The 13,776-nt window shown below is 38.7% G+C and carries 13 protein-coding genes and 3 tRNA genes; 9 read left to right on the forward strand and 7 right to left on the reverse strand.

Annotated elements, in window-relative coordinates; all coding sequences use genetic code 11:
- Nucleotides 1-4: 4 nt before the first annotated feature.
- The 3 genes from CTY47_RS08220 to CTY47_RS08230 are packed head-to-tail and all read left to right on the forward strand — an operon-like array spanning nt 5 to nt 1,568.
- The gene (locus CTY47_RS08220; RefSeq protein WP_099464301.1) at nt 5-478 is read left to right on the forward strand and encodes a hypothetical protein; all 474 of its coding nucleotides are present in this window, start codon (nt 5-7) and stop codon (nt 476-478) included.
- Between the two features lie 32 nt (nt 479-510).
- Nucleotides 511-1,101 carry a biopolymer transporter ExbD gene (locus CTY47_RS08225; protein ID WP_099464302.1) on the forward strand — a complete coding sequence of 197 codons (591 nt, stop codon included), beginning with the start codon at nt 511-513 and terminating at the stop codon, nt 1,099-1,101.
- Nucleotides 1,101-1,568, forward strand: coding sequence for an ExbD/TolR family protein (locus tag CTY47_RS08230; protein ID WP_099464303.1), 468 nt, complete (start codon nt 1,101-1,103; stop codon nt 1,566-1,568). The genes CTY47_RS08225 and CTY47_RS08230 overlap by 1 nt, the downstream gene beginning before the upstream one ends.
- Nucleotides 1,569-1,616: 48 nt before the next feature.
- Here CTY47_RS08230 and CTY47_RS08235 read toward each other — a convergent pair whose 3' ends face one another.
- The gene (locus CTY47_RS08235) at nt 1,617-2,162 is read right to left on the reverse strand and encodes a GNAT family N-acetyltransferase (RefSeq protein WP_099464304.1); all 546 of its coding nucleotides are present in this window, start codon (nt 2,160-2,162) and stop codon (nt 1,617-1,619) included.
- 142 nt (nt 2,163-2,304) lie between these two features.
- On the opposite strand from CTY47_RS08235, the gene CTY47_RS08240 reads away from it, so the two are divergent.
- A complete protein-coding gene (locus tag CTY47_RS08240) occupies nt 2,305-2,778 on the forward strand; it encodes an Lrp/AsnC family transcriptional regulator (protein ID WP_099464305.1) in 474 nt (157 codons plus the stop codon).
- Between the two features lie 124 nt (nt 2,779-2,902).
- Here the strand turns inward: CTY47_RS08240 and asnS are convergent, their stop codons facing one another.
- The 3 genes from asnS to purB form a co-directional block, all read right to left on the reverse strand.
- Nucleotides 2,903-4,309, reverse strand: coding sequence for an asparagine--tRNA ligase (gene asnS, locus CTY47_RS08245; protein WP_099464306.1), 1,407 nt, complete (start codon nt 4,307-4,309; stop codon nt 2,903-2,905).
- A gap of 67 nt (nt 4,310-4,376) precedes the next feature.
- Nucleotides 4,377-5,804 carry a pseudouridine synthase gene (locus tag CTY47_RS08250; RefSeq protein WP_099464307.1) on the reverse strand — a complete coding sequence of 476 codons (1,428 nt, stop codon included), beginning with the start codon at nt 5,802-5,804 and terminating at the stop codon, nt 4,377-4,379.
- Nucleotides 5,805-5,863: 59 nt separating this feature from the next.
- Entirely contained in the window at nt 5,864-7,207 is a 1,344-nt protein-coding gene (gene purB / locus CTY47_RS08255) for an adenylosuccinate lyase (RefSeq protein ID WP_099464851.1), read from the reverse strand.
- 172 nt (nt 7,208-7,379) lie between these two features.
- Here purB and CTY47_RS08260 point away from each other — a divergent pair.
- From CTY47_RS08260 to CTY47_RS08270, 3 genes are all read left to right on the forward strand, one after another.
- A tRNA-Val gene (locus CTY47_RS08260) sits at nt 7,380-7,457 on the forward strand.
- A gap of 23 nt (nt 7,458-7,480) precedes the next feature.
- A tRNA-Val gene (locus CTY47_RS08265) sits at nt 7,481-7,555 on the forward strand.
- Nucleotides 7,556-7,618: 63 nt separating this feature from the next.
- Nucleotides 7,619-8,206, forward strand: a complete 588-nt coding sequence (locus CTY47_RS08270) for a pentapeptide repeat-containing protein (RefSeq protein ID WP_099464308.1) — start codon at nt 7,619-7,621, stop codon at nt 8,204-8,206.
- A 17-nt stretch (nt 8,207-8,223) separates the two neighbouring features.
- Here CTY47_RS08270 and CTY47_RS08275 read toward each other — a convergent pair whose 3' ends face one another.
- Nucleotides 8,224-8,661: a DoxX family protein gene (locus tag CTY47_RS08275; protein ID WP_099464309.1), complete on the reverse strand. Its 438-nt coding sequence runs from the start codon at nt 8,659-8,661 to the stop codon at nt 8,224-8,226.
- Nucleotides 8,662-8,807: 146 nt separating this feature from the next.
- Nucleotides 8,808-8,881: transfer RNA gene (locus CTY47_RS08280), tRNA-Arg, on the reverse strand.
- A 226-nt stretch (nt 8,882-9,107) separates the two neighbouring features.
- Between CTY47_RS08280 and asnA the strand changes: the two genes are divergently transcribed.
- Both asnA and CTY47_RS08290 read left to right on the forward strand, forming a co-directional pair.
- Nucleotides 9,108-10,145: an aspartate--ammonia ligase gene (gene asnA, locus CTY47_RS08285; RefSeq protein WP_099464852.1), complete on the forward strand. Its 1,038-nt coding sequence runs from the start codon at nt 9,108-9,110 to the stop codon at nt 10,143-10,145.
- Nucleotides 10,146-10,217: 72 nt separating this feature from the next.
- Nucleotides 10,218-10,880, forward strand: a complete 663-nt coding sequence (locus CTY47_RS08290) for a uracil-DNA glycosylase (RefSeq protein ID WP_099464310.1) — start codon at nt 10,218-10,220, stop codon at nt 10,878-10,880.
- A gap of 86 nt (nt 10,881-10,966) precedes the next feature.
- Here CTY47_RS08290 and CTY47_RS08295 read toward each other — a convergent pair whose 3' ends face one another.
- A complete protein-coding gene (locus CTY47_RS08295; RefSeq protein ID WP_394340711.1) occupies nt 10,967-13,696 on the reverse strand; it encodes a putative LPS assembly protein LptD in 2,730 nt (909 codons plus the stop codon).
- Nucleotides 13,697-13,776: the final 80 nt, after the last annotated feature.

The raw sequence follows: 13,776 nt of genomic DNA on the forward strand, positions 1-13,776 counted from the left end.
CATTATGGCAGTAACTAAGATAAGAAAAATATCCAGTTGGACATTATTGGTATGCTCTGTCATCACAATTATTGTTCTGGGTATGTTTTTCGGAGGAGGCGTGGTTGATCCCACCGCTGACAATAAAGAATACGTATATACCGGATTACTTCTGGATTGGACATACGTTATATTTATAGTAACAATTATTTGTATGGCTTTTTTTGCTATTTGGCAATTTATATCCATATTAAAATCAAACCCCAAATCAGCATTAATGTCGCTTTTGGTCATTGCATTATTTGCCGTTCTATTTATCATTACATACTCAATGGGCGACGGAACACCTTTAACAGGTTTGAATGCAGACTCACAAAGCTACAATATTCCATTTTGGTTGAAAGTAACAGATATGTGGATTCAATCTGCAATTGTATTATTCATATTGATCATCGTTGCTGTACTTGGCGGTTCTGTAAAGAAAATATTAAATAGATAAGTAATAAAGATTTTGATAAAACATTAAGCATTATGGCAAAGAAAAAGAGAAAAGTTCCCGCAATGAACGCGACTTCTTCAGCCGATATTGCTTTCATGTTGCTTATCTTCTTCCTTATTACCACTTCTATGGATACAGATAAAGGTTTGGCAAGACGTTTGCCACCCCCTGTGCCTAAAGATCAAAAGAATGAAGATATTGATATCAAAAAGAGAAACTTGCTGCCAATCTTGATTAACAGTAGTAATCAGATTTTGTGCGGTGATCAGTTTATTGATATCAAGCAATTGAAAGAAAAGGTTAAAGAGTTCGTAGAAAATGCATACAATGACGAACACAAACCTGAAAAGGTAGAAGTTGATGTTCCTTTCTTCGGAAAACAAATGGTAACAAAAAACCATATCATTTCATTAATGAATGACCGTGGTACCGAGTATCAGGCATACATTAATGTCCAGAATGAGCTTGCAAAAGCTTATAATGAATTAAGAGATGACATTTCCAAGAAAAAATTCGGAAAAGCTTTTGCAGATTTGGATGAAGAACAACAAAAGGCTGTGCAGATGATATATCCTCAAAAGATATCTGAAGCAGAACCTAAAAATTATGGAGACAAAAAGTAATGGGAAAGTTTAGTAAAGCAGGCGGTCGTGAAATGCCTGAATTGAATACATCATCATTACCTGACTTAGTATTTGCCTTCTTGTTCTTTATCATGATGGTAACAACCATGCGTGAAGTAACTTTGAAAGTAGTATTCAAAGCTCCTCAGGCTACAGAACTCCAAAAGTTGGAAAAAAAATCATTGGTGACATTCATCTATGTTGGTCAACCAACTCCGGATTTAAGAGCAAAGATGGGTTCTGAAACTCGTATTCAGTTAAATGACGCATTTGCTGAAACATCGGAAATTCAGGATTATATCGCACAGGAAAAGTCAAGTATGAAAGAAGAAGATCAGCCGTTTATGACAGTATCCATCAAGGCAGACAAATCGACCAAGATGGGTGTTATAACTGATATTAAGCAGGCACTTCGTGAAGCATATGCACTGAAGATTAGTTATTCTGCAGCTCAGCGTGTAGATTAAAACTAATGCAACAATACAAAAAAGGCGAGGTTTGAAACCCCGCCTTTTTTATTGTCCGTAAACCTGCTTATGAATATTATTCTTTACCAATTCAAAAGATTTACCTAAATCTATATCACCATGGGTCATCAAACGCATTTCAATAAAAGACTCACCTTGACGATAAGGAGGTTGAAAATACACATGATTATCCAGTTTAAAGCCTAAACGCTCATAGAAGCCTATTCTGCGCCGGCTCATCTCCTCAGTTGGCAATTCCACTTCCAAAACGACTGGAGTCTTTATCTCGGAAAGAAACCGACCTAAAACCTTCCCTCCTATTCCTCCGTTACGGGCGGCTTCATCTATTGCAAAATGTTCTATATATGTAAAACCATCAAATGTCCACGCCGTAATAAATCCAACATAAACATCTTCCCGATAAACAGCAAATACATGAAAATTTGAATTATCCTTTACTAAATCACGAATTAGAGAAAAAGCACGTCTTTCACCTTCCGGAAAAGAATCATTATATGTTTTTTCCACTTGATTTAAAACCGGATTCTTAAAATCTTCGACAAACTCACAAACTATAACTTGATCAACATCCATAAAATTATATACTTAATTGGTTAATAAAGACCTCTTACAAAGTTAAATATTAAAATCAAAAACATAGGCCGTTTATTATTTATTACTTATATTTGTATCAAATTGTAAGGAACAGTTTAATACATATAAACACAACGAATTTATGGCACACCATCAACTGGATGAATTAGACGAGAAAATCTTAAAACTGATTATTGGAAATGCCCGCATGCCATTTCTTGAAGTGGCAAGGGAATGTAATGTGTCAGGAGCTGCAATTCACCAGCGGATTCAGAAACTGACAAATATCGGAGTTATCAAAGGTTCTGAGTTTATCGTAGATAACACGAAAGTTGGTTACGAAACATGTGCATACATGGGTCTTTTTCTCAAATCTCCAGGCCAGTTCCCAACAGTAACGGAAGCTTTGAAAGAAATACCTGAAGTAGTAGAATGCCATTACACTACCGGTCAATATGATCTTTTCATAAAAATATACGCAAAGAACAACCAGCACCTGCTGAGTATTATCCATAATAAACTTCAACCTTTAGGATTGGCTCGTACAGAATCGCTTATCTCATTTAAGGAAGCTTTTAAAAGACAAATTCCAATTGATCTGAACGACGACGAATAAATACATCCGCATCCTGATTAATTTAAGTATGCAACCTAATCAAATCAGATACGCATCAAAAAAGAGAGCGCCCCAAATGTAATTGAGGCGCTCTCTTTTTATATTTAATTCTCCTGCTTATCTTTTAAAAATCGGCAGTTTTAGGAGTACGCGGGAAAGGTATTACATCTCTGATGTTAGCCATTCCTGTCACAAACAAGAGTAAACGTTCAAATCCTAATCCGAAGCCGGAATGAGGGGCCGTACCAAAACGGCGGGTATCAAGATACCACCAGATATCCTTCACCGGAACGCCCATTTCTTCTGCACGCGTACGAAGCTTTTCAAAATCTTCTTCACGCTGTGAACCTCCAATAATTTCACCAATCTTAGGGAACAAAACATCCATCGCACGAACAGTCTTACCGTCTTCGTTCTGCTTCATATAGAATGCTTTTATTTCCTTCGGATAATCTGTCAGAATAACCGGGCGTTTGAAATGTTCTTCCACCAGATAACGTTCGTGTTCAGAAGCCAAATCAACTCCCCAGTATACTGGGAATTCAAATTTATGCCCTTTGGCTACAGCTTCTTCCAGTATCTTTACACCTTCTGTATATGGCAAACGGACAAAAGTTTCTTTTAATACACCTTCCAGACGTTCAATCAAGCCCTTATCAAACATATCATTCAGGAATTGAATATCGTCACGACAATTATCCAAAGCCCATTGAACACAATATTTAATAAAGTCTTCAGCCAACTGCATATTTTCAGCAATTTCATTGAAAGCCACTTCGGGTTCAATCATCCAAAATTCAGCTAAATGACGGGGTGTGTTAGAGTTTTCTGCACGAAACGTAGGACCAAATGTATAAATCGCCCCCAATGCCATTGCAGCCAATTCGCCTTCGAGCTGTCCTGAAACTGTTAAACTAGCCTGTTTTCCGAAAAAATCATTATCATAAATAATAGAGCCATTCTCATCTTTTTTCAGATCGTACAGATTCATCGTTGTTACCTGAAACATCTGTCCTGCACCTTCGCAGTCCGAAGCTGTTATAATAGGCGTATGGAAATAGAAAAATCCTCTTTCATGAAAAAACTTATGAATAGCTATTGCCATATTATGACGAATACGGAAAACTGCTCCGAAAGTATTCGTGCGCGGACGTAAATGAGCTATTTCACGTAAGAATTCCAATGAATGTCCTTTCTTCTGTAAAGGATAAGTAGCAGGATCCGCCGAACCATATATCTGAATCTCCGTAGCCTGGATCTCAACATTCTGGCCTTTTCCCTGTGATTCAACCAAAATACCATTTACACTAATACATGCACCTGTAGTAACCGGTTTCAGATATTCTTCACCCAACTTTTCCACATCCACAACGATCTGAACATTATTTATTGTAGAGCCGTCATTCAAAGCAATAAAATTAACTTGCTTACTACCTCTGCGGGTACGTACCCAACCTTTTACGTTAACGGTCGAACCGAAAGCTACGCTTTTCAGTACATCTACAATTTTTGTTCTAGTAATTGTTTCCATGTTTATATTTTTATTCTTAAGTAATCAAAACAAGTTAGCCGGCTAGAAACCGGCTAACTTCTGTAACTTATTCAAAAGCTCCCATCCGGAGAGCATTTACTTCTCTTTCGTTCAGATAGCGCCATTTCCCTCTTCCCAAATTCTTCTTAGTAAGACCGGCAAAATAAACACGGTCCAACTTTGTTACATGGTAGCCAAGAGATTCGAATATACGACGAACGATACGGTTACGTCCTGAATGAATTTCAATACCAACCTGGCTCTTATCATCTTCACTTGCATAACTGATAGCATCTGCATGAATTTCGCCATCTTCCAGTTCCAAGCCATTAGCAATCTTTTCCATATCTTCAATAGATACATTCTTATCCAGCCATACGTGGTATATCTTCTTTTTCTTAAATGACGGATGAGTCAGTTTAGATGCAAGATCACCATCATTTGTCAACAACAATACACCCGTTGTATTACGGTCCAGACGGCCTACCGGATAAATACGTTCCTGGCAAGCATTCTTTACCAAATCCATAACAGTTAAACGTTCCTGAGGATCATCCGATGTTGTTACACAATTTTTCGGCTTATTCAGTACAATATATACTTTACTTTCTATCTGTACCGGTTGATCATGGAACATAACTTTATCCTGGCGGGTAATCTTTGTTCCCAATTCCGTAACCACCACATCATTAACTCTTACAACACCAGCCTGGATGTATTCATCAGCTTCACGGCGTGAGCAAACACCGGCATTGGACAAGAATTTATTCAAACGAATAGGTTCATTCGGGTCAGCTAATACTTCCTTGTATTTTAACTGTTTCTGGAAGCTGTATTTAGCATTCGGATTATAATCATTTGAACGGTAGTTATTATTAGGACGTCTGTTATTATAACCACCATTACGGCCACCTCCATAAGAATTATTATTCCCGTAAGAAGGTCTGCCTCCACGATTATCGCGATTATCATACGAATTTACGCGAGCATCACCAACGCGTGGTCTTCTCTTTTTCATTCCATCTCCTTCAGCATCCCCTAAAGGACCTGCAGAATAGGCTCTCGACGGTCTGTTATCATCATAATTCGGACGCGAAGGGCGATTGTACTGACGCTGTTCGCCACCACCATAAGATGGTCTGTTATTTCCATAAGAAGGACGATTATATCCTCCGCCACGGGAATAATTACCTTCCCGGTTATACCCTCCATCACGATTGTCATACGTACGTGGACGACTTGGACGATCTCCATACGAATTTTGACGATCGCCATACGAAGAGCGGTTATCTCCATAAGAAGATCTGTTATAACCACCCCGGTCATCCCGAGTAGGACGATTATATGATCTTCGTTCATAGTTGTTACCTTCAGGTCTGTTATATCCCTGATTGTAAGGTCTTCTTTCACCTTCCTGGTCTGTGTTTTCCCGTCTGATACTTGGTATCACTTTTCTTGGACGCGGCTGAGATTCATCTCTTTCTTCTGTACTCATTGTTGTATATTAAATAATAATTAACTAATTGGTAGCCTCACGGCCACCTAAACATTTCACTAAATACCTGTATAATTATGCGGCGTTACCGCCTTTAATTCCCTCTTAATATTGTCGCTAACTTCCAATGTATCTATAAAATCAGAAATAGACTGTTCCGTAATAGCCTCGTTCGTACGAGTCAGAGCCTTCAACGCTTCATAAGGTTTCGGATAACCTTCACGACGTAATATAGTCTGTATTCCTTCTGCAACAACAGCCCAACATTTATCCAAGTCCCTTGATAAAGCATTTTCATTTAATAACAATTTACCCAGACCTTTTGTTAAGCTTTTACATGCAATTTCGATATGTGCCATAGGTACTCCGACATTACGAAGCACAGTAGAATCCGTCAAATCCCGTTGTAAGCGGGATACCGGCAACTTTGTTGCCAGATGCTCCAAAATAGCATTAGCCATACCTAAATTGCCTTCAGCATTTTCAAAATCAATCGGATTCACTTTATGAGGCATAGCAGACGAACCAACCTCTCCGGCTTTTATCTTCTGCTTGAAATATTCCATTGAAATATATTGCCAGAAATCACGATTCAGATCGATCATTATTGTATTGATACGCTTCATTCCATCAAAAATAGCAGCCAGATTATCATAATTTGAAATCTGTGTTGTCCATTGTTCACGGCTTAAGCCCAATACTTCATTCACAAATCTATTACCGAAAGCTTTCCAGTCATACTCAGGATATGCAACTCTGTGAGCATTAAAATTGCCTGTTGCTCCTCCAAATTTCGCAGAGACCGGGATAGCTTTAAGCAAAGCCAATTGCTGTTCCAATCTATAGACAAAGACCATAATCTCTTTTCCAAGACGTGTAGGAGAAGCAGGCTGGCCATGTGTCTTTGCCAACATAGGAATATTCATCCATTCTTCTGCATACTTTTTCAATGTATCTATTATTTCCTGTATGCCGGGATAATAAACCTCATTCATTGCATCTTTCAACGAAAGAGGGACAGACGTATTGTTTATATCTTGGGACGTCAGGCCGAAATGTATAAATTCATGATATTTTTCGGCAAGGAAATTATCTGTTTTTTCTTTAATAAAATATTCTACAGCCTTTACATCATGGTTTGTTACGCTTTCAATCTCCTTTACACGTAGTGCATCTTCTTCAGAAAAATTCATATAAATTTTTCTGAGTTCCGCTTTAATTTCCGAAGTATTCAATTCTTCTAATTGCGGAAGAAATTCAGAAAGAGTTATAAAATACTCTACCTCTACCCGCACTCTATATTTTATGAGTGCATATTCTGAAAAATAAGCTGCCAGATTCTCTGCTTTGCTTCTATAGCGCCCATCTACGGGCGAAATTGCTGTAAGTGTCGAAAATACCATATACATATATTAATATAGAGTTGCAAATGTAATGCATTTATCCTGAATAATAGAGAGAGAGAATGTTTTTTTTAATTTTTCCCATTAAAAATTTGGAGGTAATTAAAAAACACGTATCTTTGCACCGTCTTAAAGAGATAAGACATACCGAAAGAATGAAAAAATAGTGAAAGGGCGTTTAGCTCAGCTGGTTCAGAGCATCTGCCTTACAAGCAGAGGGTCGGCGGTTCGAATCCGTCAACGCCCACCACTTTCACACAATATTTTCAATCCGGGCGTTTAGCTCAGCTGGTTCAGAGCATCTGCCTTACAAGCAGAGGGTCGGCGGTTCGAATCCGTCAACGCCCACCCAATAAAAAGGAGAGTTTTTCAACTCTCCTTTTTTTGTTTAAATCTAATACTTCTATCTATATGTTACTACAAAACGATACCGATTACCAAGACGAAATATTAAAAAATATAATTGAAAGCAATCAAGATTTTTTCAAAATCCAATTTGATCATTGCCACTTTACAAATTGCGATTTTAGCTCGACCCAATTTCTTTCATGTTCTTTTGAAAACTGCTCTTTTGAGAACTGCAACCTCAGCAATATACGTATAAAAGACTGTATTTTCAGAGATACGACATTCACAAGCTGCAAACTTATCGGGATACTTTGGCATGAATGCCGGCAAAAGAGCTTTACCCTATCCATAAAATTCAAAGAAACTGTTATTGATTATTCCAGTTTTTACAAGCTGGATTTACAAAAATGTTCCTTCGAAGATGTTCATGCCACAGAAGTAGATTTTACCGAAGCCAATCTATGTAAATGTAAATTTAACAACACAAATCTATCAGGCACTACATTCATTCACTGTAATCTTAAGAAGGCAGATTTCAGCACTGCCGTTAATTACCAATTCAACCTTTCGGAGAACCAAGTAAAAGATGCAATATTCAGTCTGCCTGATGCAATACAATTACTTTATTCTTTTAGCATAAAAATACATTGATTCGACTCCAAATCGAATCAATGCTTCTTTGACAAGGCTACTGCAATCAATCTATCCACAGAAAATTTGCCCGGCCCGGCTATATACATTATAACAAATACAGCCAGATACACGAATGCCAGTTCTTTTACTGCGAACGGATCCGATCCATGCACTATAAAAAATGCCACACACATAGTAAAAATCATCGGAATCATTGCCAAACGGTACAATATACCGAATATAAATCCCAATGAACAAAACAATTCTCCGAAAATTGCCAATCCCAACGAAACAGAATGACCAACTCCCAAGGGATCAGGAAAAGTGGCAGCCATTTCTGAAAAATGATTCAGTTTTTGCAAGCCATGCGACATAAGCAACACGCCAAATAATATTCTGAACGCTAATAATAACAATGATATAGCCGCACCATCCGGCTTAGTCGGGAATAAAAACCTATAAATTGCTGACATAATTTTTTTCGTTTTAATGTTTTATTAAAAAACAATGCAAAGAGATGAAAAGTTTTGTCTTTATAGCAGAAAAAGGTAGAAATATGCAAATATGCAAGAAGCCCGGTAATTCTTGACTCACAAGAATCACCAGGCTTTCTCTAATGTGACTCGGGTGGGACTCAAACCCACGACCTTCAGAACCGGAATCTGACGCTCTATTCAACTAAGCTACCAAGCCAAAGACTGCGCAAAAGTAAATATAATCTCTCAGTTAAGCAAACTGTACGGGTAAAGAGTTTCTATTATCTTCATATTATCTCTTTCGCACACAATTCTGATATTTTGCACACACAAAAAGTAATTACACTACCATTTTGCAAATAAAATATCAATCCGTATTGATGTTTTGCAACTAATAATTATCTTTGTTGCGCACATTTAATAAACAAAAAGTACAGCAGAATATGAGTTATTTAATTAAACCGGCTGGATATAAAGCACTTTTGAATTTAGCTCAAACAGAGATGGGTATAAAAAAGATCAAAGACTTTTTCCAGCAAAATCTTTCTTCCGAACTACGTTTACGTCGTGTTACCGCACCTTTATTTGTCCTGAAAGGCATGGGTATTAATGATGACTTAAACGGAACAGAGCGGGCTGTTACGTTTCCAATCAAAGACTTAAACGATTCTAAAGCCGAAATTGTACACTCTCTGGCCAAATGGAAACGGCTCACTTTGGCCGATTATCAAATAGAAGAAGGTTACGGTATTTATACGGATATGAACGCTATCCGTTCCGATGAAGAACTCGGCAACTTACACTCTTTATACGTAGACCAGTGGGACTGGGAGCGCGTAATGAATAAAAATGAACGAAACATCGAATTCTTAAAAGAAACTGTGCGCCGCATCTATGCCGCTATGGTACGGACAGAATATCTGGTATACGAAATGTTTCCACAAATCAAACCGACACTTCCTCAATATATTCATTTTATACATTCCGAGGATTTATTACAAAAATATCCTACCTTTACAGCAAAAGAACGCGAAGATGCCATAGCAAAAGAATACGGAGCCGTATTCATTATTGGCATCGGTTGCCGTTTAAGCGATGGCAAGAAACATGACGGGCGTGCTCCCGACTATGACGACTGGTCTACAATAGCAGAGAACGGACAAACCGGATTAAACGGAGACTTATTGGTTTGGGACGATGTGTTAAACCGTTCCATGGAATTATCATCAATGGGAATCCGCGTCAATAGAGAAGCATTATTACGTCAGTTAGCCATTAACAATGCAGAAGAGAAAAAAGAACTATACTTCCATAAACGCCTTCTGAACGGAGAGCTTCCTCAAAGTATCGGCGGAGGCATCGGTCAAAGCCGTTTATGTATGTTCTATCTCCGTAAAGCGCATATCGGAGAAATCCAGGCTAGCATATGGCCTGAAGAAATGCGCAAAGAAGCTAATGATGCAGGAATGCACTTAATTTAGTTGACAGTTGACAGGTAAAATACATTTTCACACCTATCACCTGTCGATTGTCACCTGTCAACTTATAAAGCCATGGATGTAAAAATAGAACAAAGTTGGAAAGAGCGCTTAGCGCCCGAATTTGAAAAAGATTATTTCGAACAACTAATCAATTTCGTAAAGGCGGAATACAAACAAACAACTGTCTATCCTCCGGGACCATATATTTTTAACGCATTTGAGCATTGTCCGTTCGACAAAGTGAAAGTCGTAATTCTTGGTCAGGATCCTTACCATGAACCCGGACAAGCACACGGATTATGCTTTTCTGTGCAGGACGGAACCCCATTTCCTCCATCACTCATTAACATATTCAAAGAGATACAAGACGATCTGGGTAAATCGATACCAACAAGCGGTAATTTACTACGATGGGCAGATCAAGGCGTTCTTTTGCTAAACGCAACTTTAACGGTTCGTGCACACCAGGCAGGTTCCCATCAAAATAAAGGTTGGGAAGCATTTACAGATGCAGTCATACATAGCCTGGCCACCGAACGCAGCCATATTGTTTATATCCTTTGGGGTTCTTACGCCCAGCGTAAAGGGGCATTTATAGATTCGTCACGCAATCTTATCCTTAAGTCCGCCCACCCGTCTCCACTATCTGCATTCCGTGGATTTTTTGGCAACAAACATTTCAGCAAAACAAATGATTATTTAATTGCAACCGGACAAGAACCGATAGACTGGTAAGAAGCAAAACGGAGATAAATAAAACATTGAGGACTGAAAATTAAATACTGTTTGCCGGTTAATTTTCAGTCCTCAATGTTTTTTATTTAGTACCATTGTTGTCCGTCACGATAGTTGCTTCTCTTATCCAATTTCAAATCTTTCAGTAAAGAAGAACTTACAGCAATAGAGAACGAATAAGATTTATACGGGCCAACCGGTATGAAACTGGCTGTCATTTGCCAACAGTGCAAATCGCGCGTAATATTGCAAGTCATATATGATATCTTCTTTGTATCGAAGTCATAGGTTGCATTAAAATTAAAACGCCAATTCTTTGTTGGTTGAATATTTCCATTAAAACTAAGCGAATGAGTCAGCTTATAGTTATATTCCATCTTCTTAGGATTAAACGTTCCGTAATTCAGGTTCAGACCATAGTTAAACGAAAGGCTCCAAGGTATTTTAGATACCAGATATCCGTCCGCATCCGTTTCTCCGGCTTCTTTCTTTTTTCCAAGTAAACGTCCGCCACTCTTTTGTCCGTCTTCCGATGTTCCATCTTCTTCAGGATTCAAGCCGTCCTCGGTTCCGGTACCGGAACCGGATGAATTGTTCTGGCTATCCGATTTACTTTTTCCTCCCCCAAACAATTTGTTGAATGTTTCATTATTAAACGTATAAGAGAAACTCGTCCCCGTCGAACGTAAGCGGCCTATTCCTTTACCCGAGCTCCAACGCATTTTATCTATCTTATAAGGCCTGCCGGTCATTTCATCGTAACCATAAGTATATGTATCGAACACCATGTTCAGGTTCAATGTATAGCTTTTAGAGAATTTCAGACGTAATCCTACAGTCAGGTCACTCCATTTAAACGAATCTGCCGCCATATTATAATTCATGCCTAAAGACAACTTGTCTATGAGGCTTATCTTTCTAACTCCCGTCGAATCTTTATCCGTACGGATTTTCATTTCTATGTTATTATTGACAGAGAAACTAACAAGTCCCTGTTTCCCTCTGGATGGCACACCAAACATTTGTCCGTCAAAAGGAGAATAAGTTACCGTCTGATTCTGGCCGTATTCATCCCTAAACGTATAGTCTTCGAAGAAACCAAAACGGAAAGAACCAAAATCCGGGGCAATACTCAAACTAACGGAAGGTTCAAAGCGATGACGGATCATCTGCACCTTATCTCCCAGAAAAGGTAATGGTTTATAAAAACCATATAAAGTAGTTGATGCAGAAACGGATGCGTCAAAATTATATACCCTGTAAAAACCATACGTCGTGTCACGGGCTACCATGCGCTTCTGTTGCAAATCATACTCCTGCTCCGTCTTGCTTGTGTACCAACGTTCCGTATAATTAAAAGAAGGAGAAATATTTAGATATTTAAGAACCGAGAATGTTGCACTGACAGGAATCTGATGTTGCATGGCATTCTTCCAGTCTTTAATTATATTCGACTTAAACAACAGGTTTTCTTTCGTATCGATACTGTTTCGTAAATAGCCGGTATAACTCATTGAAATCTTCTCATACCAACGTTCTGCACCTACAGCATGTTTACGTTTAAACGGAAAAATACGGCTCATTGTTACTGAAATATCAGGCAATGTTACAGAAATAGAAGAGTCACTCGAACGCTGGTTAATATTCATTGTTGCCGAAAGTGTAAACGGATTGTTCGGAAATCGCTGTGTAAAGTTGACACTGGAACCTTTCGTATTCTGGGTAGCATCCATATTAAACAAGCTATTCGTATTATTACGGTCATAGCTACTGGTTGAGAAGTTCACACTGGCAGAGAAATTCTGGTACGGATTAGCCTTCGGGTCTTGCGTATGTGTCCATCTTATTTTAAAGTCTTTTGCCAAACTATAATCAGGCAAACCTTTGTCACCCAAACGTGTTACCAGATAGGAAGCATCAAAATTACCGGAAAAACGATACCTTTTCCTGTAAGAAGAACGTGCAGCCAATCCCCATGAACCCTTCGTATAAATTTCGCCGGTCAATGCCAAATCGATATAATCGCTTAAGGCAAAGTAATATCCACCGTCCCGCAAGAAGAAACCACGCGCATTTTCATCTCCGAAAGTAGGCATGATAATACCGGAAGAATAGGTAGTCGAAAATGGGAAGAAACAAAACGGAAGTCCTAACGGATATAGCGGAACGTCTTCGAAAACAAGATAAACAGGTCCGGTTACAATATTCTTTTTCGGACGAACTTTAGCTTTTGTCATCTGGATATAAAAGTGCGGATGTTCATGCTCGTCGCAGGTAGTATATTTGCCACCCACCATATTAAGCACATCGTTATCCATCTTTTTAGTACGGCCGGCTGTTACATAACCTTCGCCCTGTTGCGTAATTACATCCGTAATATACCCTTTTTTCGTACCGAAATTATAACGCATCGTCTTCGATTCGTACTCTTCTCCCCCATCTTTAAACAGTGGATAGCCAAACTCCTGGCCAATAGAGTCCAAGCCGAATTTGGCAAATACAAGACTACTATCCATATTCATCTCTATATTCTCGGCCGTAAGTTCTATTTGCTGATATTTTACATTTCCGTCTCCGAAAAGATAAGCCCAATTACCTGCCGTCATTACAATAGAGTCTGCAGCCGAATAAGTTACCACAGCATCCAGCCCTTGTTTTTTATGTGCAGTAGAATCCGTCAAGGCGGTACTATCTTGTTGCGCCGTCTCGGAAACAGCGCCCGGAATGCTATCCCCCGGAGCTACCGCTCTCTGAGAATACAAAGAAGTACCTCCTAAAAAAGAAAGTATAAAGATTATTAGTAGTCTGTATTTCATTAAAATAACAATTGATAGCAGAGCCAGTGTCGACATAACCGGTAACCTGTCCTACTCCTCAGTTACAGCGTGCAAATGTA

The sequence above is a fragment of the Parabacteroides provencensis genome (genome assembly GCF_900232875.1).
Taxonomy (GTDB): domain Bacteria; phylum Bacteroidota; class Bacteroidia; order Bacteroidales; family Tannerellaceae; genus Parabacteroides; species Parabacteroides chinchillae.

Excerpts from the sequence above, each read along its gene's own strand:
- asnS (WP_099464306.1), bottom strand. The coding sequence starts at position 4,309 with ATGGAAACAATTACTAGAACAAAAATTGTAGATGTACTGAAAAGCGTA.
- CTY47_RS08295 (WP_394340711.1), bottom strand. The coding sequence starts at position 13,696 with ATGAAATACAGACTACTAATAATCTTTATACTTTCTTTTTTAGGAGGT.
- CTY47_RS08220 (WP_099464301.1), top strand. The coding sequence starts at position 5 with ATGGCAGTAACTAAGATAAGAAAAATATCCAGTTGGACATTATTGGTA.
- CTY47_RS08235 (WP_099464304.1), bottom strand. The coding sequence starts at position 2,162 with ATGGATGTTGATCAAGTTATAGTTTGTGAGTTTGTCGAAGATTTTAAG.
- CTY47_RS08230 (WP_099464303.1), top strand. The coding sequence starts at position 1,101 with ATGGGAAAGTTTAGTAAAGCAGGCGGTCGTGAAATGCCTGAATTGAAT.
- CTY47_RS08225 (WP_099464302.1), top strand. The coding sequence starts at position 511 with ATGGCAAAGAAAAAGAGAAAAGTTCCCGCAATGAACGCGACTTCTTCA.
- CTY47_RS08240 (WP_099464305.1), top strand. The coding sequence starts at position 2,305 with ATGGCACACCATCAACTGGATGAATTAGACGAGAAAATCTTAAAACTG.
- CTY47_RS08250 (WP_099464307.1), bottom strand. The coding sequence starts at position 5,804 with ATGAGTACAGAAGAAAGAGATGAATCTCAGCCGCGTCCAAGAAAAGTG.
- asnA (WP_099464852.1), top strand. The coding sequence starts at position 9,108 with ATGAGTTATTTAATTAAACCGGCTGGATATAAAGCACTTTTGAATTTA.
- CTY47_RS08275 (WP_099464309.1), bottom strand. The coding sequence starts at position 8,661 with ATGTCAGCAATTTATAGGTTTTTATTCCCGACTAAGCCGGATGGTGCG.
- purB (WP_099464851.1), bottom strand. The coding sequence starts at position 7,207 with ATGGTATTTTCGACACTTACAGCAATTTCGCCCGTAGATGGGCGCTAT.
- CTY47_RS08270 (WP_099464308.1), top strand. The coding sequence starts at position 7,619 with ATGTTACTACAAAACGATACCGATTACCAAGACGAAATATTAAAAAAT.
- CTY47_RS08290 (WP_099464310.1), top strand. The coding sequence starts at position 10,218 with ATGGATGTAAAAATAGAACAAAGTTGGAAAGAGCGCTTAGCGCCCGAA.